Origin of the sequence: Amycolatopsis bullii (genome assembly GCF_014654205.1) — a bacterium.
GTDB classification, from domain to species: Bacteria; Actinomycetota; Actinomycetes; order Mycobacteriales; family Pseudonocardiaceae; genus Amycolatopsis; species Amycolatopsis plumensis.
This window is the reverse complement of record NZ_BNAW01000007.1, coordinates 144,202-168,524: the sequence shown is the minus strand read 5'-3', so window position 1 is coordinate 168,524 and position 24,323 is coordinate 144,202. Positions and strand designations below refer to the sequence as shown.

Sequence of the window (24,323 nt, the reverse complement as noted above, 5' to 3'; positions counted from 1 at the left end):
ATCTTGAGACGGGCGGCCGCCGTTCGGCATGCTGGCGGCGTGACCTACGACGTTCAGACGATCCGTGCGCACTTCCCCGCCCTCGACGGCGGCGCGGCCCACTTCGACGGACCGGGCGGCTCGCAGGTCCCCGACGTCGTCGGGGACGCGGTGGCCGGCACGCTGTGCGCGGCGATCGCCAACCGCGGCGTCGTCACGGCGGCCGAGCGCCGGGCGAGCGCGGTCGTGGCCGAAGCCCGGCACGCCGTCGCCGACCTGCTCGCCGCCGACCCGGCCGGCGTGGTCTTCGGCCGCAGCATGACGCAGCTGACCTACGACTTCTCCCGGACGCTGGCCCAGAAGTGGGGTCCCGGCGACGAAGTCGTGGTCACCCGCCTCGACCACGACGCCAACATCCGCCCGTGGGTCCAGGCCGCGGCGGCGGCCGGCGCGACCGTGCGCTGGGCGGATTTCGACCCGGCCACCGGGGAACTCGCGCCGCTCGGCGGGCTGCTGTCGGACCGGACGCGGCTGGTCGCGGTGACGGCGGCGTCGAACCTGCTGGGCACCCGCCCGGACATCCCGGCGATCGCGGCCGAGGTGCACGCGGCGGGCGCGCTGCTGTACGTCGACGGCGTCCACCTGACCCCGCACGCTTTCGTGGACATCACGGCGCTCGGAGCGGATTTCTACGCGTGCTCGCCGTACAAGTTCCTCGGGCCGCACCTCGGCGTGGTCGCGGCGGCGCCGGCGTTGCTCGAGACGCTGCACCCGGACAAGCTGCTGCCCTCGACGAACACGGTGCCGGAGCGGTTCGAGCTGGGCACGCTGCCGTACGAGCTGCTGGCGGGCACCACCGCGGCGATCGACTTCCTCGCGGGGCTCGTGCCGGGAACGGGATCGCGCCGGTCGCGGTTGCAGGCGTCGATGGCGGAGCTGGAGGCGCACGAGACCGCGCTGCTGGCCCGCCTCGACGGTGGTCTCGCTGCGTTGCCGGAGGTCACGCGGTACGGGGCCCCGGGGCGGCACCGGACCCCGACGGTGTTGTTCTCGGTGGACGGGGTGGCGTCGCAGGCGGTGTACGAGCACCTGGGGGCGCACGGGGTGAACGCTCCGGCGGGGAGTTTCTACGCGCTGGAGTGTTCGCGGCACCTGGGGCTGGGCGACGCGGGGGCGGTGCGGGCGGGGATCGCCCCGTACACGACCGAGGACGACGTGGACCGGCTGCTGGCCGGGGTGGCGTCGCTCCCGCGCGGCTGAGGACGGGTGGCGAGCCGGAACCATTTCCGGCTCGCCACCCTTGGCTCACGGCACCGGCGCGAAGCCCACCGGGCGGGCCGTGAACGTGCCGCGGCCCTGCGTGCGGCTGCGCAAGCGGGTCGCGTAGCCGAACAGCTCCGCCACCGGCACCGTCGCCGTCACCACCGCCGTGCCCTGCCGGACCGCCGAACCGGCCACCCGGCCCCGGCGGGCCGCGAGGTCGCCGAGGACGCCGCCGACCGCGTCGGACGGAACCGTCACGACGACCTCGGCCACCGGCTCGAGCAGGTGCACCGCGCACGCGCGCAGCGCTTCCCGCAGCCCGAGCCGGCCCGCCGTGCGGAACGCCAGGTCCGACGAGTCCTTCGGGTGCGTCGCCCCGTCGGTCAGCGTCACGCGCAGGCCCGTCACCGGGTGCCCGCCCAGCGGTCCCTCTTCCAGGGCGTCCCGGCAGCCGGCCTCGACCGCGCGGACGTACTCCCGCGGCACCCGGCCGCCGACGACGGCCGAGGCGAACTCGAAGCCCTCCTCCTCCGAGGGGGCGACGTCGAGGACCACGTGGGCGAACTGGCCGGCCCCGCCGTCCTGCTTGACGTGGCGGTAGACCAGCCCGGTCACCCCGCTGACCACCGTCTCGCGGTACGCCACCGAAGGACGGCCCACCGCGACCTCGAGGCCCCGGTCCCGCCGCAGCTTCTCCACCGCCACCTCCAGGTGCAGTTCGCCCAGCCCGGACAGGACCGTCTGCCCGGTCTCCGGATCGACCCGCACGACCAGCGACGGGTCCTCCTCGGCCAGCCGGGCCAGCGCCGAGGTGAGCCGGTCGCCGTCGCGCCGGGCCTCGACCGCCACCGAGACCACCGGGTCCGCCGTCACCGGCGGCTCCAGCACCACCGGGGCGCCGGGCGCGCAGAGGGTGGCGCCGACGCGCGCCGCCTTCGGCCCGGCCACCGCGACGATGTCGCCGGCCACCGCACTGTCCACTTCGGAGTACCGAGCCGCTTGCACCCGCAGCACGCGCGCGACGCGTTCGGTGCGTCCCGCGTCGGTCACGTGGTCGCCCTTCCGCAGCGTTCCCGAGTACACCCGCAGGTAGGTCAGCCGTCCCGTGGCCGTCGAGACGACCTTGAACACCAGCGCGGCCAGCGGCGCCGCCGGGTCGGCGGGCCGGTCGGGCCGCACCGGCGGGACGTCGGCGGGCGAGGGCAGGTACGCGACGACGGCGTCGAGCAGCGGCTCGATCCCGCGGTCGCGGTAGGCCGCGCCGCACAGCACGACGAGCCCCTCGCCGCTGAGGGTCAGCTCCCGCAGCGCCTTTTCGAGGGTCTCCGCCGTGATGATGCCGGTGGCGCAGAACTCGTCGAGGGCCACCGGGTGCAGCTCGGCGACGGCCTCCTCCAGCACCCGGCGCCGTCGCCGGGCCTCGGCCGAGGCGTCCTCCGGCAAGCGCAGCAGGTCGATGACGCCGGTGAAGCCGTCCTCGCGCCCGATCGGCAGCTGCACGACCAGCGGCGCCGGGTGCAGCCGCGCCCGGATCGAAGCGACGGCGGCGTCGAGGTCGGCGCCCGCGCGGTCGAGCTTGTTGACGAACGCGATCCGCGGCACGCCGTGCCGGTCGGCCTGCCGCCACACGGTTTCGCTCTGCGGCTCGACCCCGGCCACGGCGTCGAACACGGCGACGGCGCCGTCGAGCACCCGCAGGGAGCGCTCGACCTCGGCGGTGAAGTCGACGTGGCCGGGGGTGTCGATGAGGGTGAGCCGGTGGCCGGCCCACGTGCAACTGACGGCCGCGGCGAAGATGGTGATGCCGCGGTCGCGTTCCTGCGGGTCGAAGTCGGTGACGGTGGTGCCGTCGTGGACCTCGCCGGTCTTGTGGGTGGCGCCGGTGCGGTGCAGGATCCGTTCGGTGACGGTGGTCTTGCCCGCGTCGACGTGGGCGAGGATGCCGAGGTTGCGGACGAGGTGAATGCGCACGAGCTTGTCCTTTGCGGACGAAGTGATCAGGGCGGCGCGATTCCCCGCGACTGCTTTTTCAGGAGGGCGTCACGGAGTCCGGTGCGAGCCGCGCGGCAGGCACCGGGAACGCGGAGACACCAGGATCACCTCGGACCGCGACCGGGGAGCGACAGCAACGCGACAACGCACGGCCGGCTCCCTTCGATCGCCGCGGTGGACAGGTTCCGCCGAAGGCTAGCGACGCTCAGCCCGTCCGCCAACGCATTTTCGCTGTGCGCAAAGGGGCATCACGCGTGCTCGAGCAGGCATCACCCGTGATTGGGCGGGCATCACCTGTGATCGGGCGGGCATCTCGCTGATGCCCCTCCAGACACGCGTGTGTCCCCTCCGATCACGCGTGTGTCCCTTCCGGACACGCGTGATGCCCGTTTCCGCCCGGGTCAGGAGGCGGGTGGGGCCACCACGCGGAGCTGGAGCATGGCCGCGAACCGGGCTTCCGGGTCCGTCATGTCGAAGCCGCCGACCTCGGCGAGGCGGCGCAGGCGGTAGCGGAAGGTGTTCGGGTGCACGTGGACCGCCGCGGAGGCCGCGATGACGTCGCCGAAGGCGTCGAGCCAGGCCCGGAGGGTCTCGACCAGGTGGGCGTGGTGCTGCGCGTCGTAGTCGAGGAGGCGGGCGACCGTGCCGGTCGGGCGGTCGCCGCGGGCCGCGACCAGGTCCTGCAGCTCCAGCAGCAGGGCCTCGACGTGCACGTCCGCCAGCAGCGCGACCCGGCGGCCGGCGCCGCTGCCCGACCGGAGCACCCGCAACGCCCGGTCCGCGCTGCCGCGGGCTTCCGGCAGCTCGGCCGCGCTGCGCGCCACCGGGCCGATGCCGACCACCGCGCGGACGCGGTCGCCGACCCGGTCCAGGAAGTCCGTGGCGATCCGCAACGCGCGTTGCTCGGCGCCGGAGTCGCGCGTCACCGGCACCAGCCCGTACGCCGTGTCGCCGACGAGCGCGGCGGCGCACCGCGGGTGCACCGCGCTCAGGTGCATCGCCAGCCCGTCGCTGAGCCGCTGCCGGTCGGCGGCGAGCTCCGCGTCGGCCGTGCCGTTGCCGAGCACCGCGAGGGCCAGCACGACGACCGGCTGGTCGGCCAGGCCGAGCCGGCTCAGCGCCTCACGCGCCGCAGGGCCGCCTTCGAGCGCGGTGCTCAGCAGGTCCGCGCGCAGCCGCCGTTCGACGTCGGCGCCCGCCCGCACGCGCAGCAGGTGCAGCGCCACCACGCGGGCCGCGTCGCACAGGGCCTGCGTCCGGTCGGCGGTCAGCGGTTCGCGCACCGCCGCCCAGATCGAGCCGAGCACCTCGTCGCCGGCCCGGACCGCGACCGCGACCCGCGGCACCGAGATCCCCTCCGGGATGTCCGGGGAGAGGTCCACGTGGACCGGCTGGTCGCTGCGGTAGAGCTCGCGGAACACCCCGCGGTCGGCCAGCATCCGGGAGAACCGTTCGGGCACCTGCCGCCCCAGGATGGTCTCGACGCGTGAAGGGTCGGCTTCGTCCTGCCGCCCGGAGAAGGCCAGCACGCGGGAGCGCCGGTCCTCGATGGTGACCGGCGCGTCGATCAGCGCGGCGATCGCGTTCGCCACGGCGAACAGGTCACCCGACGGCAGCCCGGCCAGGGTCTCCGGCTGGGCGTCGCCGACGTCACCCTCGGCCAGCAGCGACCGCAGCATGGCGGCGAGCTGGGCCCAGGAGGCGCCCCGGGCGAGGCTCAGCAGGGCGACGCCGGTCTCCTCGACGGCGGCCGTGACCGCCGCGGTCACCGTGACCGGGGCGCGCACCACGAGCCCGGCGGCGTCGTGGCGGGCCAGCGTCCGCAGCTGCCGCACGACCTCGTCCGGTTCGGCGAGGCCGACGCCCAGCACCAGGGCGTTCTGCGGCAGCGCGGGCTCGTCGAGCGGATCGTGGATGGCGACGCCGCCGATGCCGCCCGGGCGGTCGCCGTCGCCGAGCACCAGGTCCAGGAGCGTGCCGCCCAGGTCGTCGAGGACGCGGCCCAGGCCGGTGTGCGAGCGCAGGTTCACGGAAACGAGCACCTCCTGAGGCTAGGCGCGGCGCCGCCGGTGTCGTTCGTCGCGGCGGACGAATTCAGTATGTCCGTTGGTCGCGGGCGACGAACTCCTCCCACCAGGGGATGATCAGGAACGAGGCGTCGCCGAGCCCGCGGAGGAAGAGGCCCCGCGAACCGGCCGGGAACTCCGGCTCGTGCTCGTGCGAGCTGTGCCGTCGGGTTTCCCAGACGTAGAGCGGGGCCTCGGTGCGCACGTCCTCGCTGTACTGCTCGGTGAGGACGACGACACGGTCGTGCCCGGTGGGCGCCGGGGTGCGGGGTTGCGTGGAGTGCCAGCGGATCAGGGCGTGCAGTGGTGATTCACCCGGTTCGAGCGGGAACCGCCCGCCGCCGGGGTGGACGACGTCGGCGTGTTCGCAGCGCTGAGCCAGGGCGAGCCCGAAGACGATCCGGGTGTCGCTGCCGGGCTCGATCATGACGAGGGTGCGCCCGGGCAGCCGCGGGACGAAGTCGAGGCTGTGCCGGGCCCCGGCGGCGAGGGCGGGTTCCCACCGCCGGCTGTCCACGCCCAGCCAGGCCGCGGCGAACCGCAGCGGCCCGACGCCGGAGGCGCGGACATCGGCGGGATCGGCGATCCGCGCGGCGATGGCCATGGCGGTCTCGAACCCGATCCCGGCCGCGTCGAGGCGGCGCAGGTGGGCGAGGAGGGTGGTGAGGGGAAGGTGCGGGATCAGAGGTTCCAGGCGGGCGAGGCCGTCCGGCCGGGCGAGCAGGTCGACGAGCGGGAGGGCGGCGAGGAGGGTTTCGGCCTGCGGACGGGTGCCGGCGCGGCGGAGCTGGGCGAGCCATCGCGCGGGTGGCGGGTGGTCGGCGCCCAAACCGGACACGGTCTCGGGCGCACCAACACGCCGCCGCTGAGCCAACCCCTCCACAGGCAGGCGGTGGCCGGCGCCCAACCTGACACGGTCTCGGCGGGCCCTGGCGCGGGTGTTGGGCGGCCGGCGCGCGACCGGGTAGCGGCGAGGAGATTCAGCGGTCCGGCGAGTGAGGCGGATCCGGTCACCAGTCCGGCGGCCGGGCTCCCTGGCCGCGCCGACGCGCCTCGGAGGGGCACGGCCAGCTTGCCGGCCTCCGGATCTCCCTGCCGCGCCACCGGCTCCGGGCTGGTCGTCGGCGGACGGTGAGGGACTGCACGCATCCCTCCACTCGCTCCGGATCGCGACCCACAGCCACGCACCGGCACTCCTCGCTCGCAGGCCCCGCGAGCCTAGCGGCGGGGTTCGACAAAATCGCGGCTAGATCAGTTTCGCCGCCACGTTGTACGCCTCGACCAGCAGTTTCGCGTTCGGCACCCGCCGCCGCGGCTCGACGCGGACCGTGCGGGTCTCCCCCGGCAGCAGCCAGAAGTAGTTGTCGCCGTAGCGGGTCGGCAGCACGCGGTCGGTGCCGTTCTTCTCCCGCAGCGACAGCCGGATCATCGCCGCCACCGTGCGCCCGTCGTTGCGGATCGTCGCGGTGTAGGCGTCGCCGTCGGACTTCAGCGACGTCGTCAGGCGCGCGCCCGGCAGCTGGTTGAGCGCGCGCATCGCCGTGTCCGTCCGGTACCGCCAGTACGTGTTCTCCGACAGCACCGTGCCCCGGCCGTCGGTCAGGGTGAGCCGGAGCAGGTGCAGGTCGGGCAGGCCGCCGTGGAACGGGACCGCGAACGCGGCCGCGGCCGAAACCGGGGCCACGTCGAGCTTCTGCTGCTGCGCGGGGCCGAGCGCCGCCCCGTCCAGGCCGTACAGCCGGGCCGTGGCGGTCACGCCGGTCAGCGCGCCCGGCGTGTGGTTGACCACCCGTACCTGCCACGTCGTCAGGTCGGCCTGGACGTGCGTGGCCTCGCAGCCCTTGCGCGCGCCGTAGTAACTGCCGTTGACGTCGAGGTCGTAGTCGTAGGTTTGCCAGACCGTGCTGTGCCACGCCGGGTGCGACATCCACAGCAGCACGCCGGTGGCGTCGTTCCACAGCTTCGCGTTCCACGCCTCGAAGATGGCGCGCATGCTCTCGTAGTTGACGAACTGCGCCTTGCGGCAGAACTCGGCCAGGCTCGTCGACGGCGCCAGCCGCGCGTCGATCGCCGCCAGGTAGCTCTGCGGCGACTGGTTGCCGTTGGTGGACCAGTCGTGCAGGAACCAGGGCGCCCCGATCGGCCAGCCCGGATCACCCGCGCCGACGAGGTTGCGCATGCTTTCCACGACCGACACCGTCGGCAGCCCGATCTCGCTCCAGAACCCGGCCTTCCCGCCGGTCGCCTCGCCGGTGAAGTACCGCTTCGGGTCCTGCCAGTAGTACGGGCCGTCGCCGGTGATCACGCCGCCCGCGGAGTTGCCCTGGTAGAGCAGGTCGGTTTCGGTGTGCACGAGGTCGCGCAGCGCGTTGTCGATCACCGCCGGCGGGGTGCCTTCGTTGCAGCCGAACCAGACGACCGCGCACGCGTGGTGGCGGTAGCGCAGCACGGTGTCCTTCGCCTGCGCCAGGAAGATGTCGTGGTTGGCCGGATCGGTCGACCAGCCGTCCCAGAACTCGTTCCACAGCAGGATGCCGTACTTGTCGCAGGCGTCGAACAGCTCCTGGCGGTACGACGACCCGACCCAGTTGCGGATCAGCGTGAAGTTCATGTCGCGGTGCATCGCGACGACGGCGTCGGCCCGCTCGGCGGGCATCCGGCGCAGCAGTTCGTCCCAGCCCCAGCTGCCGCCGCGGGCGAATATCTTGACGCCGTTGACGAGGAAGGTCAGCGGCTTGGGGCTGTTGTCGACCGACGCCGCGTCGGTCCAGGTGTCACCATCCTGCGACACCTGGATCTTGAAGGTCGCCGCGTAAGCGGTTTCCCAGGTCAGCACCACGCGGTCGAACGCCGTCGCGGCGCCGAGGTCGACCTGCAGCCACTGATTGTCGCTGTACTCCGACGTCCAGCGCGTGTTCGGGTCGCCGTCGAAGGCGCGCTCCGGCGGGTTCCCGTCGGCCACCGACTGCGACGACGACGGCTTGCCTTGGGCCAGGTCGGGACCCGAGCCGTTCAGCACGGACATCGTCCAGAGCGAGAAACCCCAGCTCGTCGCGCGCTTGAGGCCCTGCATCCGGACGAACCGGGCGTTCTGCGGGCCCAGCTCGACGGTCTGGGTGGCCCGGCTGTCCGAGATGACGATGGGCTGGTCGTACCGGTAGCCGATCTCGCGCAGGCCGATCTTGACCGTCCGGCGGTCGCTCGTGGCGGCGCCGATCGCCGCGGTCAGCGTCAGGTCGTACAGGGACGGGTCGCCGTAGCCGTTGGGCCACCACAGCTTCGCGTTCTCGACCCGCTGCTTCGGGAACACGACGTCGGTGGCCTGCCCGGCCGGGATCGTCACCGTGGCCATCAGGTTCACCGGGCCGAACGCGGCGGTGACCTTGACGCGCTGGGCGGTCGCGGCCGCGTTGCGCACCGGGACGGTCAGCGTCACCTCGGCGGTGTGCGCGTCGGGCACCTTCGTGTCGACGCGGACGTCGCCGAGCACGGCCGCGCCGGTGGAGCGCAGGCGGACGTGGTCCCAGAGGCCGGACGCGCGGTCGCGCACCGCGGGCATCCAGTCCCAGCCGGAGACGGCGAGGTAGGTCGGCGAGTTGTCGAACATCGTGCCGCCCGCGTCGACCCAGGAGCTGCCGTCGGCGCCCTTGTCGCCGGGGCTGCCGGGCCGCGGCATCGGCGAGATCTTCACGGCCAGGACCTGCTCGCCGGTGCGGCGCAGCGCGGCGGTGACGTCGTGGACGCCGCGGCCGAACGGGTGGCTCTGGGTGGCGATTTCGGCGCCGTTGAGCCAGATCTGCGCTTCGTGGTTGACGCCGTCGAACTCCAGCCAGACGTGCCGCCCCGGGGAGGTGTCCAGGCCCCGCGGCAGGGCGAAGCGGCGGCGGTACCACCAGGCGTGGCGGGAAAGCGCTTCCGGGACGTGCAGGTTGTTCATCCCGGCCACCGGGTCGGGCAGCTGCCCCTGCTCGACGAGCGAGGCCAGCACGGTGCCGGGCACGGTCGCCGGGAGCCAGCCGCGGGTGTCCACCGTGGCGCCCGAGAGGGTCTTGCCGTCGCCGGCGGGTGCCCAGTCGTCCATGGTGAGCACCCAGCCGGATTCGAGCGGCACGGTGCCGTCGGCCGCCACGGCGAGCGACGGCGGGTCGTCGTGCGGGCGCACCGGGAAGCTCGTCCAGCCGCGGACGGCGGGCCGCGCTTCGCGGCTGGTGCCGAAGACCTGGAACCCGTTGAGGCCCAGGGGGTTCGCCGTCGAGCGCCGGCTCGCGGTGAAGCGGACCCAGCGCGCGGTGACGGCCACGGGGATCGTCACGACACCGCCGGTGCCCGCGTCGGTGTGGTGCACGGTCCGCCACGCCTTGCCGTCGCCGGAGACGTCGAGGTCGAACGCCGTCGCGTAGCTGGACTGGATCTCGAAGCCGCTGGTGCGGGAACGGGAAGCGCCGGCGTCGAAGGCCGGATCGCCGGGCTGGGCCTCGAAGGTGAGCACGACCGATTCGATGGCGCATGGCGCCTGCAGGTCGACGACGATCCACTGGCCGTCCCCCTGGGCGGCGCGCCAGCCGGAGCCGCGGACGCCGACCTGGGCGAGCCCGTCGACGGCGAACTCGGCGGGGGTGGCGGCGTAGGCGGTCGAGGAGACCTGGACCGGCCGGAACAGCGCGAGGTCGCTCTTGCGGCTCTCGGACGCGGCCGGGGCAGCCGACGCGACGCCGGGCAGGACGGCCGCGAGGCCGAACCCGGCCAGCAGGCCGCTCCCGGCGGCCAGGAGGTGCCGACGGGACACGGCCGCCGCCTCCACGCGCTCGTTCTCCGCCATGCGGACTCCGTTCTTCAAAGCGGCAGCCGGACCTGGCGGGGTGTGGCGCCGAGGGGCTGACAACGTTGCCAGGAAGCTTCCGCCGCGGCCGCCGACACCGTCAAGAAGACAAGGAGGACAAGAATTCGGAGGAATGACATCGATGTCGGAGGCATGCTCCGCTGAGCGGTGCAGAAGAGAATCGCAACGAACTTGCCGCGATTCTCGCCGCGCGGGACTGGGGAACAACCGGAGCCGCAAATTCGCAGCCCGCCACAGGAATCACCCCGCCAGCAGCGAACGGCCCTCAGGCGCCCGCGTGCTCCACCGCCAGCTCCACGGCCGAAGCCAGGTCGTTCACCCACCGGAAGCCGCGATCCCCCAGGTGCTCCCAGCCCGGCCCGGCCGTGCCCACCGCGCACCCCAGCGCGCGGATCCGGGCCGCCAGGAGGTCGTCGGCGGTCGCCGGGGCCGTCGACCACAGCACCACCAGCACCGGGTCCAGCCGGGCCGCCAGGTCCGCCACCGTCTCGGCCGGGACCAGCTGCCCCAGGTACGCCACCGGGACCGCCGCCTCGGCCAGGGTGGCCCGCAGCGCCTCGACCGGCAGCGAATGCCGCTCCGCCGGGCAACAGGCCAGCAGCACCGGGCGGCCCGGCACCGCGGCCGGGAACCGGCGGCTGAAGCGCTCGAACGCCAGGGAGATCTCCGACGTCAACGCCCATTCGGAGGCGAAGCAGACGTCACCGCGCTGCCAGCGGTCGCCGAGGCCGCGCAGGACCGGGGCCAGCACCTCGGTCCAGGCCGCCGCGGGGCCGAGGGTGCCCAGCGTTTCGTCCAGCAGCCCCGCCACCGAGGCGTACCGGAGCTCGTCCGCGGCCTCGGTGAGCTCGCGCGCGCGGCGGGACGCCGGTACCTCGAGCCCAGCCGGCGAGCGGCCGAACGCCGCCTCCGCCGCTTCCCGCACCGGCATCCCGCGGGCGACCAGCCGCTGCATGTGCTGCAGGCGGCGGACGTCCGCGTCGGAATAGCGGCGGTGGCGCCCGGCACCGGCGGGCGGGCCGATCCCGTACCGCGCGCTCCAGCTGCGCAGCGTCACCGGCGACACCCCGAGCAGCTCGGCCACCTTGCCGGGCGCCCAGGCCCCGGCGCCGGGCGGCGCGTCGTTGTCGGGTTCCACCGTGCCCCTTCGCCTCACCAACCGCGAACTGCCGCAGTTTAGCGATCGCCCGGGCGGCCCCACGGCGAAGACACGCAGGCCGTGGCCGCGGGGGCGACGGCTGACCGGCGTCGGCGGTCCCGTCCGCGCGAGCCGGATCGCCCCGGCCGCGGATCCCCTCCCGCAACGGTTGTGCAGCGCTGCCTGGCGCCGGTGGCCGCCGCTGCGGCGAGTGATCTTGCGCCGTGGTGGGTATTTTCGGCCGGGGTGCCCCAAGGAGGAGAGAAGCGATGACCGACCGCCACACCGCCGACATCACCGTCACGACCGACGACGGCGTGGTGACCGTCCGCTGCGCGGGCGAGCTGGACCTCAGCAGCGCCCGTGCCCTGCGGAAGGCGCTGCTCGAACCCGTCCACGCCGGTGCCCGCGGGGTCGTCGCGGACCTCACCGAAACGACCTTCTGCGACTCCACCGTCTTCAGCGTGCTGGTCGAGGCCTACCGGGACGCCGCCGCGCGGAACGTGCCCTACGCCATCGCGGCCGGCCAGGCCGCGGTCGCCCGGCCACTGCAGATCCTCGGGCTGAACCGGCTGCTGCCGCTGCACACCCGGCCCGACACCGCCCAGGCGGCCGTCGCGGCCGGGCGGTCGTGACTTTCGCTCCACGACAGCCACCCGAAACCGCCGAGTACGGCCGCCGATCACCCCGTCGGCCCTGGTCCGGTGCGTCCGCGTTCGCTAGCTTGACGGTGATCGCAGTCTTCTGCGCCATCGCCGGGCGGCGCCGCGGGGAGCCGCCGGCCCGGCCGTTCCAGGGGGATACACCGTGTCCAGAACACCCCTTCGCGGGGTGAGACGGCTGTTCGCCGTGCTCACCGCCGTGCTCACCACCGGCGCCTTCGTCACACCGGCCGCCCACGCCGACGGGCCGTCGCTGCTCATCACCGCCTCGGTCGGCGCCGAACCGCAGCTGGTCGGGAAGCCCTTTCCGATCACGCTGACGCTCACCAACACGACCGACCAGCCGCTGACGAAGGTCACGCTGTGGGACGAGCACCTCTCCGGCTCCTGGCTGTCGGTCCAGGACTGGGCGGGCCTCGGCGGCAGCCCGCAGGCCGGCGTGACGCTCGACGCGGGTGCCACCCGGACGTTCACGATCACCGCCGCCGTCTGGACCTGGAACGGCGTGCCGCACGAGCGGTTCCGCGCCGACTGGACGCCCGGCGGAGAGCTGGTCGTCCCGCTGATCGACCCGACGACGACCCACGGGGCCGCCTCCGGTGTCGTCTACGGCGACCGGAACGAGAACGGCACCTTCGACCCGGGCGAGGGCCTGCCGGGCGCCACCGCCTACTTGTACGGCACGAGCTCCGGCAACCAGATCGAGGCGACCACCGACGCCGACGGCCGGTTCTCCTTCACCGACCTGCCTGCCCAGCGCTACGGGATCTCCACGACCAAGCTGCCGGACGGCTGGATCTACGACGCCGCGGCCGAGCAGCGCGTCGACGTCGACGGAAGCGACCCCGGGCCGGCGGTGGCACTGCGCGCGGTCCGGCCGTTCTCCGAAAAGCTGCACGCGACCGGCTCGTTCGACCGCGGCACCTACCAGGTGGGCGACACGGTCCAGGTCACCTTGACCCTGACCAACGTCAGCGGCGGCGACCTGCACGGGATCTCCGCGGGGTGCGACCGCGTCGGGGGGTCCCCGGACCACCTGCTCGGGTGGGAGGCCTGGGACGACATCACCGCACCCGGCGCGTTCGACCTGGCCGCGGGCGAGACGCGGACCTTCACCGAAACCGGCACTGTCCCCACCGCCGCCACGACCTACGGGGGATTCCGCCTCTCCTGTGACTTCGGGACCGAACCCGGCCCCCTCGACGGACGGCCCACGGTCGACCCCGCCGCCCGCGTGGCGGCCCCGCCGGGCACCACCGCCGGCGTGGTCTACCACGACGACAACGCCAACTACACCGTCGACGCGGGCGAGGCCATCGCGGGGACGGCGGTCGAGCTGGTCGACCGGGTGGACGGCTCGGTCACCGCGACCGCCGTGTCCGACGCGCAGGGGCACGTGGCCTTCGGGACGGTTCCGGCCGGTCCGTACCGCGTGCGGATCGCGGGCTGGCGCGCGGTCGACGCGGACCAGGGCAGCGTCTCCGTGGGGACCTGCTGGTACTGCGGGGAGGACTGGGCGCTGCGGTACCAGCGCTGATCCCCGCCCCGTGGCCCGGCCGCGCGCCGGGCCACGGGGCGTCCACAGTGGAGCGGACCGGACCGCGAAACCGCTGATCAGCCGGGCGGCGGGCGGACCGGACGCACCGGCTGGTCCGGTCCCCGGCGGTGGGCGCGGTCCTCCGGAAGCACCGCGATCACCGGCGGCAGTGACGGAAAACTCGCGGAATTCCCCTGTCCGCCAGACTGCGCCACGGGCCGGTCAGGCCCTAGGGTTCGCATCATGAAGGTCGGTCTGCTCACCCGCGAATACCCGCCGGAGGTCTACGGCGGCGCCGGGGTCCATGTGGAGTTCCTCGCCCGGGAGTTGCGACCGCTGGTCGACCTCGACGTGCACTGCTGGGGCGCGGACCGCGCGGACGCCACCGGGCACACCGACCCGCACGGCTACCGGCAGCCCGCGTTCACGACCATGGACATCGCCGTCTCCATGGCGAACGCCCTCGAAGGCCACGACCTCGCGCACAGCCACACCTGGTACGCGAACCTCGCCGGGCACCTGGCGAAGATGACCCACGGCATCCCGCACGTCGTCACCGCGCACTCGCTGGAGCCGCTGCGGCCGTGGAAGGCCGAGCAGCTCGGCGGCGGCTACCGCGTCTCGTCGTGGATCGAGCGCGAGGCCTACGAAGCGGCAGACGCGATCGTCGCCGTCAGCGGCGGGATGCGCCGGGACGTCCTCGACGCCTACCCCGCGGTGCCGCCCGAGCGCGTGCACGTGATCCACAACGGCATCGACACCACGCTCTACCGCCCCGACCCGGGCACCGACGCGCTGGCGAAGCACGGCATCGACCCGGACCGGCCGTACGTGCTGTTCGTCGGCCGGATCACCCGGCAGAAAGGTGTCCCGCACCTGGTGCGGGCCGGCGCTTCGCTGGATCCCGGCGTCCAGCTGGTGCTGTGCGCCGGCGGCGCGGACACCCCGGAGCTCGACGCGGAGTTCCGCGGGCTGGTCGCCGAGCTGGAGAAGACCCGCACCGGCGTCCGCTGGATCCCGGAGATGCTGCCGCGCGCCGAGGTCGTGCAGCTGCTCACCCACGCCGCGGTGTTCGCCTGCCCGTCGGTCTACGAGCCGCTGGGCATCGTGAACCTCGAGGCGATGGCCTGCGGCACGCCGGTGGTGGCCAGCGACGTCGGCGGCATCCCCGAGGTGGTCGACGACGGCCGGACCGGCCTGCTGGTGCACTACGACGAACAGGACCCGCAGGGGTTCGAGGCGGGCCTGGCCGCCGCGCTGAACGAGGTGGTCGGCTCCCCGGACAGGGCCGCCGCCATGGGCACCACCGGCCGCGAGCGCGCGGTCGGCGAGTTCGGCTGGAAGGCGATCGCCGAGCGGACGGTCGCCCTCTACGAGGCGTGCGGGAGGTCGCTGTGAACAGCGAATGCCATGTCCTGGGCATCGTGCTCGCGGGCGGGGAGGGCAAGCGCCTGATGCCGCTGACGGCGGACCGGGCGAAGCCGGCGGTGCCGTTCGGCGGCACGCACCGGCTGATCGACTTCGTGCTCTCCAACCTGGTGCACGGCGGCATCCGGCGGCTGTGCGTGCTGACCCAGTACAAGTCGCACTCGCTCGACCGGCACATCTCGACGACGTGGCGCCTGTCGTCGCTGACCGGCGAGTACGTCACGCCGGTGCCCGCGCAGCAGCGGCTCGGCCCGCGCTGGTACCAGGGCAGCGCCGACGCCATCCACCAGAGCCTCAACCTCGTCCACGACGAAAATCCCGAGTACATCGCGGTGTTCGGGGCGGACAACATCTACCGGATGGACCCGCGGCAGATGCTGGAGGCGCACATCTCCTCCGGCGCGGGCGTCACCGTCGCCGGCATCCGGGTCCCGCGGAAGGAGGCGAGCTCGTTCGGGGTCATCCGGACCACCGACGGGCTCATGATCGACGCCTTCATGGAGAAGCCCGCGGACCCGCCGGGCCTGCCGGACTCGCCCGAAGAGGCGTACGTGTCGATGGGCAACTACATCTTCACCACGAAGGTGATGCTGGAAGCGCTCTACGCCGACGCCGAAAACGCCGCCTCGCACCACGACATGGGCCGTGACATCATCCCGGCGCTGGTCAAATCGGGCGAAGCGGCCGTCTACGACTTCAACACGAATGTGGTGCCCGGCGAAACCGAACGCGACCACGGTTACTGGCGCGACGTCGGGACGATCGACAGCTACTACGAGGCGCACACCGACCTCATTTCGACGCACCCGATCTTCAACCTCTACAACCGGCGGTGGCCGATCCTCGCCCACCCGGGCCAGCGGGCGGCGGCGAAGTTCGTCGAGGGCGGTTCGGCGAACCAGTCGATCGTCAGCAACGGCTGCATCATCTCCGGCGCGCAGGTCGTCGACTCGGTGCTCTCCCCCGACGTCATCGTCGAGCAGGGCGCGGTGGTGCAGGGCTCGGTCCTGCTCGACGGCGCTCGCGTCGGCCGCGGCGCGGTGGTGCGGCGGGCGATCCTGGACAAGAACGTCGTGGTCCCGGCGGGCGCGCACATCGGTGTCGACCTGGCCCGCGACCGCGGGCACTACCACGTCAGCGAAGGCGGCATCGTCGTGCTGGGCAAGGGGGAACGCGCGATCTAGGCGCGGCCGCCGTCCTTCACCGTTCGGCTTTGCCCGGCTCCCGCGGCGGGTTCGGCGTATTCGCCTGCGCGCGCGTCGCATCGAACACGGCGTCGAAGATCGGCGTGGGCTCACCGTCGTCGCGCTTCGGCCGCTCGTCCCCCGGGCTGTCCTTTTCCTCTCCCACGCGCCCAGTTTCTGCGACGGCCGCCGATTTCGCCGACACGAGCGCCGAAAATCGCCCGGCCGGGGGATCTCGTTTTCCCGCTTTCCCGGCGTCGAAAAAACGATTTCCCGGCGCGCATTTCCGCGATCGGCGGGAATATCCCGGGCGGGTCGCGGATTGCACCCGGCATGAAGGCAGTCGTCTACCGCCGCCACGGCGGACCCGAGGTGCTGGAACTGTCGGAACGGGCCGTCGCGGACCCGGGACCGGGCGAGGTCCGCGTCCGGGTCGTCGTGTCCGCGGTCAACCCCACGGACTGGAAGGCCCGCAGCGGCCTCCGCGCCGAGCCGGGGGCCGAAATCCCGGAAACGGTCCCCAACCAGGACGGCGCGGGCGTGGTCGACGCGGTCGGCCCGGACGTCGACGGCTTCGCGCCCGGCGACCGCGTCTGGCTGATCATCGCCGGCGCGTATGGCCCCGCGTCCGGCACCGCGCAGGAGTACACGGTGCTGCCGGCCGCGAAGGTGGTCCGGCTGCCCGACGGAGCGGGCTTCGACGAGGGCGCCGGGCTCGGCATCCCGGCGCTGACCGCGCACCGCGCGCTCACGGTCGCCGAGGACGGCCCGTCCCGGCTCTCCCCCGGCGCGCTGGCGGGCCGCACGGTGCTCGTCAGCGGCGGGGCGGGCGCGGTCGGCAACGCGGCCGTCCAGCTCGCCCGCTGGGCCGGCGCGACGGTGATCGCGACGGTCAGCAGCGCGGAGAAGGAGGCGCTGGCCCGGGCCGCCGGCGCCCAGCACGTGCTGCGCTATCCCGACCCCTCGCTGGGCACGCGGATCCGCTCGATCGCCCCCGACGGGGTGGACCTGGTGGTCGAGGTCGCGATGGGGGTCAACGCGAAGCTGCACACGGAGGTGCTGCGCCCGCGCGGGACGGTCGCGACCTACGGCGACGACCGGGGCACCGGGACGATCAGCCTGGACTTCGGGACGAACCTGTGGCTGAACGCGCGCTACCAGTTCCTGGTGCTGTACACGGTGGGCGAGGACAAGCTCCGCGCCGGCGCCGAGGACATCACGGCGGCGATGGCCGACGGCGCGCTGCGGCTCGGCGAGGACCGAGGAGTGCCGGTCCACCGGTTCCCGCTGGCGGAAACGGCGAAAGCCCATGCGGCGTCGGAGGACGGGATCACCGGGAAGGTGCTGATCGACGTCGGTCCCGCGGACTGACGGTGGGCGGCCCGGTTTCCCGGGCCGCCCACCGCTGCTCAGCAGGCCAGGCCGCGGCGCAGCGCGTCGAGCTCGTCGGCGAACATCCGGCGGGAGATCGCCGCCGTCTCGACCAGGCTGGAGCCGTGGAAGGTGCCCGGGTAGAGGCGCAGGTCGACGGGCACGCCCGCGTGCGCGAGCCGCTGCGCGTAGGCGATCCCCTCGTCGCGCAGGGGATCGAACTGGCAGGTCGTCACGAACGCGGGCGGCAGCCCGGCCAGGTCGGTCGCGCGTGCCGGGGCGGCGTAGGGCGAAACGTCCTCGCCGCCGGGTTCCGCGCCGAGGTAGCTCGTCCAGCTGTGCACCGCGTTCGGCCGGTTCCAGATCGGCGTGTCGGTGTAGGCCCGCATCGACGGGGTGTCCAGGCGGTCGTCGAGTTCCGGGATGCCGAGGTACTGGAAGCACAGCTGCGGGCCGCCGCGGTCGCGGGCCAGCAGCGCCACCGCGGCCGAGAGACCGCCGCCGGCGCTTTCGCCGGCCACGCCCAGGCGGGCCGGGTCGATGCCCAGCTCGTCCGCCTTGGCCGCCGCCCAGGTCAGGGCCGCGTAGCAGTCCTCGACCGGCGCCGGGAAGGGGTGTTCGGGGGCGAGCCGGTAGTCCACCGAGACGATCACGATGCCGAGCTCGTCGACCAGGCGCAGCACGTGCGCGTCGAAGGTGTCGAGGTCACCCATGACGAACCCGCCGCCGTGGATGTACAGCAGGCCGGGCACGGCAGCGGTCCGGTTCGCGGGGGCGTAGACGCGGACCGGGACGTCCGGGGCATCGGACGGCCCGGGCACGGAGACGTTCCGGACGTCGACGGGATGGGCGGGTTCGTACGCGGGCAGGACCTGGCTGAGCTGCGCCATCGAGGAGCGCGCGGCCAGCAGGGACTCGTGGTCGGTGAGGGTCACGGCGGGGAGCATGTCCAGCCAGGGCAGCAGCTCGGGATCGATCGCGTAGGTCATGGACCGATCATCGGACGCGTGAAGTGACCGGGGCCACCGCCATGCGGCGGGCGTTGCCGCCGGAATCCTCGCCATCCGGCGGCGGGCGCGGGCGGCCGGCTTGCGGGGGTGCCTGCCGCTTTGCCCGCTACCGCTGGCCACCCGGCCGCCTCGCCGGGACCGCTTCCCACACCGATCGTCGCCGGCCGGCGTGCCTTGCCCGGCGGTGCGCGCGTGCCGGGCCCGCTGCTCGCCATCCGGTCGCCGGCGCGCCTATCGTGGCGGGATGAAAGGGCTGCTGCTGCGGCTGTCCGGGCTCGACGCCGACGCCGAGAACGCCGTGCGGGTGATCGGGTTCTTCGACCGCCTGATCGCGGGCCGCGCGGGGCTGGATGTCCTCGTGCGCAGCACCGCGGACCTGGCCGGCTGCCCGGTCGGCGTGCACGCTCCCGGTCAGGGCCTGTCGTTGCGCGCTGAGCCGGGGGACGGCGCCGTCACCACCGGCGCGGCGCCCCTCGGCGCGGCCATGCGGACGCTCGAAGGCGGCGTGGCCGTGTGGGTCGCCCGGGCGGGCGCGCCCGTCCCGCTCGACGACATGCTGCTCGAGCGGTTCGCCATCGCCGCCGCCATTCTGCTGGAGCACTCCGGCGTGCCGCGGCCCGAGCTCGGGGATCCGGCGCTGGTGGAGCTGGTGCTGTCGGAGGAGACCGGCACGGTCGAGCGGTCGCGGGCCCTGCACCTGCTCGGCTTCGGCCCCGCGACCCGGCTGCGCGTGCTCGCGGGCACCGGCGTCGACGCGCTCGCGGGCCGTTCGGCGCGGCTGGGCGGGGTGCGGGCGGTGCTGCTGCCGGGCGAAGTGGCGTCGCTGCCGGACGGCGCCCGCGCGGGGATCGGCCCGGAGGGACCGGCCATCGAGGTGGCCCGTTCGTGGGCCGCGGCCCGGACGGCCCTGCGGTTCACCTCGGCCGCGGAGCCCGTGGTCTGGTGGGAGCGGCTCGGCGGGCTGGCCGCGCTCGCGGACAAGCTGACGCCGGCGGAACTCGCGGAGCTGGCCGACGTCCGGGCGCTGGACCGGCTGGCGGCCGAACCCCACGGCGCGGACACGTTGGCGGCCTTGGACGCGTTGTGCGCCACGGGCTCGGCACGCAAAGCGGCGGCGGCGCTGCACCGCCACCACAGCACGATGCCGGCCCGGCTGGCGCGGGCGGAGGCGGTGCTGGGCTTCGAGGTCGACTCGCCGGCGGGCCGCTTCCGCCTCCATCTGGCTTTGATACTGCGCCGGCTACGGGACAACACCGACCCCGGCTGACGACAGCCGGGCGCCGGTCCCGGGAATCCTCGCGGTGCCCAGGACTCAGCCGACCCCGGCCGGGCGCATCCGAGCCCCGGTCGCGAAACCCCACGCGCTGCTCCATCCTCAGCCGACCGGCCGCAACGCCTCCCGTGACCGCCGCACCAGATCCTCCGCCGCGGCGGGCCATTCCGGGTACCTGAACTCGAATCCCGCCTCCCGCAACCTCCCCGGGATCACCCGGCGGCTCTTCAACAGCAGCTCCGTGTCGCTGCGCAACACGAACGCGCCGAGCTCCGCCATCCACTTCGTGGCCGGCAGGCCCACCGGCACCCCCGCCGCCGAGCGGAGGGCGCGCAGGAAGTCCCGGTACGGCAACGGCTCCGGGGCCGCCAGGTTCACCGGACCGCTCAGCTCCTCGTGCCCGATCAGGAAGCCGATCGCGTCGATCAGGTCGTCTTCGTGGATCCACGACATGTACTGGCCGCCGCCCGCCACCGGGCCGCCCAGGCCCAAGCGGGTCAGACGGAGAAGCATCGCCAGCGCTCCGCCGGGCTCCGGGCTCATCACCATGGCCGTGCGCAGCGCCACCTTGCGCGTCTCCGGGGTGGCCGCCAGCCGCTGCTCGCGCTCCCACGCCTTGGCGATGTCGACGCTGGTGGACCAGTAGGCCGGGACGTCCGGCTCGTCGCCGCCGATGACTCCGGTGGTTTCGTCGTTCGGCGCGGCGAACGTGTGCGCGTAGATCGTCGCCGTGCTCATCTGCAGCCACACCCGCGGCGGGCGGGCCGCGCGGGCGATCGCGCCGCCGACCACCCTCGCCGAGTCGACGCGGGAGTTCAGCATCTCGCGCAGGTTCGCCTCGGTGTACCGGCAGTTCACCGACCGGCCGGCCAGGTTGAGCACGACGTCGCTGCCGTCGACCTCCGCCGTCCACGGGCCCGGGCCGCGGCCGTCCCACCGGACGTGGCGCGTTCCCGGCTCCGGCCGGGCCTCCCGCCGGGTCAGCACCACGACCTCGTTCCCCTGCTCGGCCAGCGCCCGGCCGAGCACCCGTCCCAGGTGCCCGGTGCCGCCCGGAATCACGATCTTCATGGCCACCCCCTTCACCGCTTCCACGGTACCGCAAGAGTTGAACACGTTCAAATACTACCGGCAGTCATCATCCGAAAGCGGCGCCGGACCGCCCTCGCGAGAGGCGTTCAAGATCGGCGACAACCTCCGCGGAAGATCACGGGAGGGTTTCCGCCATTCGGCCGATCGGGTCAGAAAAACCGCAGGTCACAGTCACGCACCGGAACTTCTTCCCGGTGAAACGACGCCGCCGCGGCTCGATCCCGCGCGCGTAACAGGTCCGGGCGGAAGGGGCAAGGGACCTCCGGCCTTCGCAGTCGGGCCGGTCGCCCGGGGAGAAGATCGCCCCGGAGTTCGCACACTCTTCGTGACGGTCCGCCCGGACCACGCCGGGCCGGCCCCGGCTTCCCGATCCAGTCCCAGGGAGAAACACATGCGCAAGCTCAGCAAGCGGTCCGCGGTCGTCCTCGGCGCCGCCGGGGTGGTCGTCGTCGCCGGGGTCGCCTACGCCGCTTGGTCCAGCTCCGGCGCCGGCACCGGCTCGGTCTCCTCGACCACGGCGGTCAACTCGGCGATCACCCCCGCCGGCTCGGGCAGCGCCCTCTACCCGGGCGGGGGCACCGACTTCACCGTCACCATCAGCAACCCCAACGACTACCCCGTCGTCGTCACCGCGATCAGCGCCGGCTCCTCGGACGCGGTCAACGGCTGTGCCGCCGGTACCGTCACCAGCGCGGTCCCCGGGACCACCCCGGGCACCATCGCGGCCAAGGGCAGCGGCACCTACACCCTGCACGCGACGATGAGCGGCAGCGCCACCGACGCCTGCAAGGGCCAGACCTTCGTGCTGCCGCTGACCGCCACGCTCGCGTCCAACGCCTGACCCGCACCGGACGGCGCCCCGATGTCCAGGTGGCGGATCTCGGTTCCGGCCGGCACGCTCGCGGCCGTCGTGGTCACGTGGTTCGCGCTCGGCCCCGCGCCGGTGGCGAGCACCGCGAACGGCAACGGCATCAAGCAGTTCGGCATCGCCGACGTGCCCGGCCGGGCCACCGCGTTGTTCCCCGGCGCGACCGGAACGCGGTGGATCCGGCTGGCCAACGGCGAAAACTTCCCCATTCTCGTCCAGGCCGTGACGGCCGCGGTCGGCAAACCGGTCGACCGCGGTGGCCGCCCGGTGCCCACCTGCCCGGCGTCTTCGGTCCGGGTCGACGCGCTCCCCCGGCCGGTGACCGTCCCCGGCAACGGCACCGCCGACATCGCCCTCACCAGCCACATGCTGCCCGGCGCACCCGATGCGTGCCGGTCGGTCACCTTTCCCCTGACGTACACAGGAACGGCGGTCAAGCCATGAAGAACCCGACCTTGCGCCGCGTGCTCGTGGTCACCACGGTGGTCGGCGCGACGCTGGGCGGCGGGATCGCCGTCGCGGCGTGGACGAGCTCCGGTTCCGGAGCCGCGAACGCGAAGGCCGGAATGGCGGCCGCGCCGACGACGACGGCGGTACCCGGTTCGGCCTTCACCACCGGCCTGCTCTACCCGGGCGGGCCGGCGGGCGACGCCAAGATCGTGGTGAACAACCCGAACCCGTACCCGGTCAAGGTCAGCACGATCGTGGCGAACGGGACGCCGGCCGGCTCCGGCGGGACGGGCACCTGCACGACGACCGGCGTGAGCTGGACCGCGCAGTCGCCGAACGCCCCGGTGGCCGCGGGTGGCAGCACGACCCTCACGCTGACGGGCGCGGTCGCGATGAGCACGGCCTCCGACGACGGTTGCCAGGGCGCGCTGTTCGCCATCCCGGTGACGGTCACGGTGGTGAGCGGATGAGCACGCGCCGGGTGGTCTTCGCCGCCGCGATGGTGGCGGCCGCGTGGACCACCGTGATCAGCGGCCTGGCCGCGGAAGCGGCCTGGCAGAAGCCCGGATCCGGCGCCGGCTACGCGGTGGCGGCCAGACTGCAGACGCCCGGCCAGCCGGTTCTCGACGACGCGAAGTGCAACAACGGCGGTTCCGGCCCGACGGCCACGGTGCACTGGAGCTACCCGGCGCCCCTTCCACCCGGATTCGAGCTGTTCACCGCGACCGCGAAGAACGGTCCCGTGACGAGCGCCGGAACCACCACGACCGCCTCGGCCACCGTCGCCCTGTCCAGCAACAAGACCACGTACGTGAGCGTGCGCGCGACCGCCGGTGCCTGGCGGGGCCCCCGATCTCCGGAGGTGGCCGCCTGCTGATCCCGGAACACCACTGAAAGCCCTGCAACGCAAAGGAAGTCCCATGCTGGAAAGCTGCGTGCCGCCCGCGCGAACGCGCGCGGAAAGCGGGTGCACGCAGCTGATGAACTCCAGCAGTGCCGCGTGCGCGCTCGTCACGGCGGTGAACAACTCCGGCAACCGGTTCTACGTGCAGGGGACGACGTACGCGCCGAAAGCGGTCCTGGACGTCACGCTGAACAACGCGACCGAGCCGATCTTCCGCTTCGGCGTCGTCGCGCGGTCGTTGTGGGTGAAGGAAACCGGGAGCGTGACGTTCACCGGGGCGGTGATCGAGGTGCCCGACGACGCCCCCGGGTTCGTCTTCGGCGTCTACCTGTCCGCGTACGTGTGCCCGGGTGCGGGGACGTGTGCGCCTTCGGGGACGCCGGTCGCGCGGGCGCGGGTGGCCTATGTGGACGGTGATCCGGCGAACCCGGTGCCGGGAGCGCGTCAGGTGTCGGTGCTGAGCTGGTCGGGGAACCGGTGACCGGTCAGGCCAGGCCGGTCAGGCGCTGGTAGGCGTCGCCGAGCGGGCCGGCCGCGAAGACCGCCACCAGGGCCGCGGCGATCATGAACGGCCCGAACGGCAGGGCGGTCTTGCGGCCGCCCTTGCCGGACGCGAGCACCACGACGCCGGCGACCGCGCCGAGCAGGAACCCGCCGAACGCCCCGATCAGCAGCGCCGGCCAGGACAGGGAGGCGAGGATCCCGCCGAGGAGGCCGGCGAGCTTGACGTCGCCGAAGCCCATGCCCGCCGGGTACGCCAGCGCGAGGAGGAGGTAGAAGGCGAACAAGGCGGCGCCGCCGATCCCGGCCCGGGCGAGGGACCACCAGTCGTCGCGCCACCAGGCCGACGCCGTCAGCAGGACGGCGAGGACCGGGTACGACGGCAGCACGATCGCGTTCGGCAGGCGGCGGCAGTCGAGGTCGATCAGGGCCAGTGCGACGCCGATCGCGCCGAAGTAGAGGAAGGCGGGCAGGTCCGGCGGGTCGAGCCGCAGGGCCAGCAGCGCGAACAGGACCGCGGTGCCGAGTTCGACCAGCGGGTACCGGACGCTGATCCCGGTGCCGCAGCCCGCGCACCGGCCGCGCAGGACGAGCCAGCCGAAGACGGGGACGTTGTGCCGGGCCTTGATGGTCTGCCCGCAGCCGGGGCAGCGCGACGGCGGCCGGACCACGGACTCGCCCCGCGGCACCCGGTGGATCACGACGTTGAGGAACGACCCGACGAGCAGGCCGAGCACCGCCGCCGCCACGACCACCACCATCGGC

The 24,323-nt window shown here is 73.7% G+C and carries 21 protein-coding genes; 12 read left to right on the top strand and 9 right to left on the bottom strand.

Annotated elements, in window-relative coordinates; translation table 11 throughout:
• Positions 1-39 precede the first annotated feature (39 nt).
• Complete coding sequence (locus tag IE317_RS12215; RefSeq protein WP_191309423.1) at positions 40-1,239, top strand: cysteine desulfurase-like protein; 1,200 nt, start codon at positions 40-42, stop codon at positions 1,237-1,239.
• 45 nt (positions 1,240-1,284) lie between these two features.
• On the opposite strand, the gene fusA is transcribed toward IE317_RS12215, so the two are convergent.
• The 5 genes from fusA to IE317_RS12190 all read right to left on the bottom strand — a co-directional run bounded on the left by fusA (position 1,285) and on the right by IE317_RS12190 (position 11,278).
• Positions 1,285-3,213 carry an elongation factor G gene (gene fusA, locus IE317_RS12210; protein ID WP_191309421.1) on the bottom strand — a complete coding sequence of 643 codons (1,929 nt, stop codon included), beginning with the start codon at positions 3,211-3,213 and terminating at the stop codon, positions 1,285-1,287.
• Positions 3,214-3,635: 422 nt separating this feature from the next.
• Positions 3,636-5,276 (bottom strand): PucR family transcriptional regulator, encoded by a 1,641-nt coding sequence (locus tag IE317_RS12205; RefSeq protein WP_229902660.1) that lies wholly within the window; start codon positions 5,274-5,276, stop codon positions 3,636-3,638.
• A gap of 52 nt (positions 5,277-5,328) precedes the next feature.
• Positions 5,329-6,138, bottom strand: coding sequence for a hypothetical protein (locus IE317_RS12200; protein WP_229902659.1), 810 nt, complete (start codon positions 6,136-6,138; stop codon positions 5,329-5,331).
• Between the two features lie 408 nt (positions 6,139-6,546).
• A complete protein-coding gene (locus IE317_RS12195; protein WP_191309419.1) occupies positions 6,547-10,119 on the bottom strand; it encodes a discoidin domain-containing protein in 3,573 nt (1,190 codons plus the stop codon).
• A gap of 286 nt (positions 10,120-10,405) precedes the next feature.
• The gene (locus tag IE317_RS12190; protein ID WP_191309417.1) at positions 10,406-11,278 is read right to left on the bottom strand and encodes a MerR family transcriptional regulator; all 873 of its coding nucleotides are present in this window, start codon (positions 11,276-11,278) and stop codon (positions 10,406-10,408) included.
• A gap of 269 nt (positions 11,279-11,547) precedes the next feature.
• On the opposite strand from IE317_RS12190, the gene IE317_RS12185 reads away from it, so the two are divergent.
• The 4 genes from IE317_RS12185 (at position 11,548) to glgC (ending at position 16,089) form a co-directional block, all read left to right on the top strand.
• On the top strand, positions 11,548-11,913 hold the full coding sequence (locus IE317_RS12185; protein ID WP_191309415.1) for an STAS domain-containing protein: 366 nt from the start codon (positions 11,548-11,550) through the stop codon (positions 11,911-11,913).
• Between the two features lie 172 nt (positions 11,914-12,085).
• Complete coding sequence (locus IE317_RS12180) at positions 12,086-13,477, top strand: SdrD B-like domain-containing protein (RefSeq protein ID WP_229902658.1); 1,392 nt, start codon at positions 12,086-12,088, stop codon at positions 13,475-13,477.
• A gap of 243 nt (positions 13,478-13,720) precedes the next feature.
• Entirely contained in the window at positions 13,721-14,875 is a 1,155-nt protein-coding gene (gene glgA, locus IE317_RS12175; protein ID WP_191309413.1) for a glycogen synthase, read from the top strand.
• Positions 14,872-16,089: a glucose-1-phosphate adenylyltransferase gene (gene glgC / locus IE317_RS12170; protein WP_191309411.1), complete on the top strand. Its 1,218-nt coding sequence runs from the start codon at positions 14,872-14,874 to the stop codon at positions 16,087-16,089. The genes glgA and glgC overlap by 4 nt, the downstream gene beginning before the upstream one ends.
• Positions 16,090-16,105: 16 nt before the next feature.
• Here the strand turns inward: glgC and IE317_RS12165 are convergent, their stop codons facing one another.
• Positions 16,106-16,255: a hypothetical protein gene (locus IE317_RS12165; protein ID WP_191309409.1), complete on the bottom strand. Its 150-nt coding sequence runs from the start codon at positions 16,253-16,255 to the stop codon at positions 16,106-16,108.
• A gap of 167 nt (positions 16,256-16,422) precedes the next feature.
• Here IE317_RS12165 and IE317_RS12160 point away from each other — a divergent pair, with 167 nt between their 5' ends.
• A complete protein-coding gene (locus tag IE317_RS12160) occupies positions 16,423-17,460 on the top strand; it encodes an NADPH:quinone reductase (RefSeq protein WP_191309407.1) in 1,038 nt (345 codons plus the stop codon).
• Between the two features lie 38 nt (positions 17,461-17,498).
• On the opposite strand, the gene IE317_RS12155 is transcribed toward IE317_RS12160, so the two are convergent.
• Positions 17,499-18,449, bottom strand: coding sequence for an alpha/beta hydrolase (locus IE317_RS12155; protein WP_191309405.1), 951 nt, complete (start codon positions 18,447-18,449; stop codon positions 17,499-17,501).
• Between the two features lie 265 nt (positions 18,450-18,714).
• On the opposite strand from IE317_RS12155, the gene IE317_RS12150 reads away from it, so the two are divergent.
• Positions 18,715-19,737, top strand: a complete 1,023-nt coding sequence (locus IE317_RS12150) for a helix-turn-helix domain-containing protein (protein ID WP_191309403.1) — start codon at positions 18,715-18,717, stop codon at positions 19,735-19,737.
• Positions 19,738-19,845: 108 nt separating this feature from the next.
• On the opposite strand, the gene IE317_RS12145 is transcribed toward IE317_RS12150, so the two are convergent.
• Positions 19,846-20,814 (bottom strand): TIGR01777 family oxidoreductase, encoded by a 969-nt coding sequence (locus IE317_RS12145; protein WP_191309401.1) that lies wholly within the window; start codon positions 20,812-20,814, stop codon positions 19,846-19,848.
• A 412-nt stretch (positions 20,815-21,226) separates the two neighbouring features.
• Between IE317_RS12145 and IE317_RS12140 the strand changes: the two genes are divergently transcribed.
• From IE317_RS12140 to IE317_RS12120, 5 genes are read left to right on the top strand one after another with little or no spacing between them, the layout of a single operon-like run.
• Positions 21,227-21,676 carry a hypothetical protein gene (locus tag IE317_RS12140; RefSeq protein WP_191309399.1) on the top strand — a complete coding sequence of 150 codons (450 nt, stop codon included), beginning with the start codon at positions 21,227-21,229 and terminating at the stop codon, positions 21,674-21,676.
• Positions 21,677-21,697: 21 nt separating this feature from the next.
• Positions 21,698-22,147, top strand: a complete 450-nt coding sequence (locus tag IE317_RS12135; protein ID WP_191309397.1) for a hypothetical protein — start codon at positions 21,698-21,700, stop codon at positions 22,145-22,147.
• On the top strand, positions 22,144-22,623 hold the full coding sequence (locus IE317_RS12130) for a hypothetical protein (protein ID WP_191309395.1): 480 nt from the start codon (positions 22,144-22,146) through the stop codon (positions 22,621-22,623). The genes IE317_RS12135 and IE317_RS12130 overlap by 4 nt, the downstream gene beginning before the upstream one ends.
• Positions 22,620-23,030, top strand: a complete 411-nt coding sequence (locus IE317_RS12125) for a hypothetical protein (RefSeq protein ID WP_191309393.1) — start codon at positions 22,620-22,622, stop codon at positions 23,028-23,030. The genes IE317_RS12130 and IE317_RS12125 overlap by 4 nt, the downstream gene beginning before the upstream one ends.
• A 43-nt stretch (positions 23,031-23,073) precedes the next feature.
• Positions 23,074-23,538, top strand: coding sequence for a hypothetical protein (locus IE317_RS12120; RefSeq protein WP_229902657.1), 465 nt, complete (start codon positions 23,074-23,076; stop codon positions 23,536-23,538).
• Positions 23,539-23,542: 4 nt separating this feature from the next.
• Here the strand turns inward: IE317_RS12120 and IE317_RS12115 are convergent, their stop codons facing one another.
• Positions 23,543-24,319 (bottom strand): prepilin peptidase, encoded by a 777-nt coding sequence (locus IE317_RS12115; RefSeq protein ID WP_191309390.1) that lies wholly within the window; start codon positions 24,317-24,319, stop codon positions 23,543-23,545.
• Positions 24,320-24,323 lie beyond the last annotated feature (4 nt).

Bases quoted from the DNA above. Each gene is read 5' to 3' on its own strand.
- IE317_RS12185 (WP_191309415.1), top strand. From the start codon at position 11,548: ATGACCGACCGCCACACCGCCGACATCACCGTCACGACCGACGACGGC.
- IE317_RS12120 (WP_229902657.1), top strand. From the start codon at position 23,074: ATGCTGGAAAGCTGCGTGCCGCCCGCGCGAACGCGCGCGGAAAGCGGG.
- IE317_RS12125 (WP_191309393.1), top strand. From the start codon at position 22,620: ATGAGCACGCGCCGGGTGGTCTTCGCCGCCGCGATGGTGGCGGCCGCG.
- IE317_RS12145 (WP_191309401.1), bottom strand. From the start codon at position 20,814: ATGAAGATCGTGATTCCGGGCGGCACCGGGCACCTGGGACGGGTGCTC.
- IE317_RS12130 (WP_191309395.1), top strand. From the start codon at position 22,144: ATGAAGAACCCGACCTTGCGCCGCGTGCTCGTGGTCACCACGGTGGTC.
- glgA (WP_191309413.1), top strand. From the start codon at position 13,721: ATGAAGGTCGGTCTGCTCACCCGCGAATACCCGCCGGAGGTCTACGGC.
- IE317_RS12140 (WP_191309399.1), top strand. From the start codon at position 21,227: ATGCGCAAGCTCAGCAAGCGGTCCGCGGTCGTCCTCGGCGCCGCCGGG.
- IE317_RS12195 (WP_191309419.1), bottom strand. From the start codon at position 10,119: ATGGCGGAGAACGAGCGCGTGGAGGCGGCGGCCGTGTCCCGTCGGCAC.
- IE317_RS12150 (WP_191309403.1), top strand. From the start codon at position 18,715: ATGAAAGGGCTGCTGCTGCGGCTGTCCGGGCTCGACGCCGACGCCGAG.
- IE317_RS12115 (WP_191309390.1), bottom strand. From the start codon at position 24,319: ATGGTGGTGGTCGTGGCGGCGGCGGTGCTCGGCCTGCTCGTCGGGTCG.
- IE317_RS12160 (WP_191309407.1), top strand. From the start codon at position 16,423: ATGAAGGCAGTCGTCTACCGCCGCCACGGCGGACCCGAGGTGCTGGAA.
- IE317_RS12135 (WP_191309397.1), top strand. From the start codon at position 21,698: ATGTCCAGGTGGCGGATCTCGGTTCCGGCCGGCACGCTCGCGGCCGTC.
- IE317_RS12155 (WP_191309405.1), bottom strand. From the start codon at position 18,449: ATGACCTACGCGATCGATCCCGAGCTGCTGCCCTGGCTGGACATGCTC.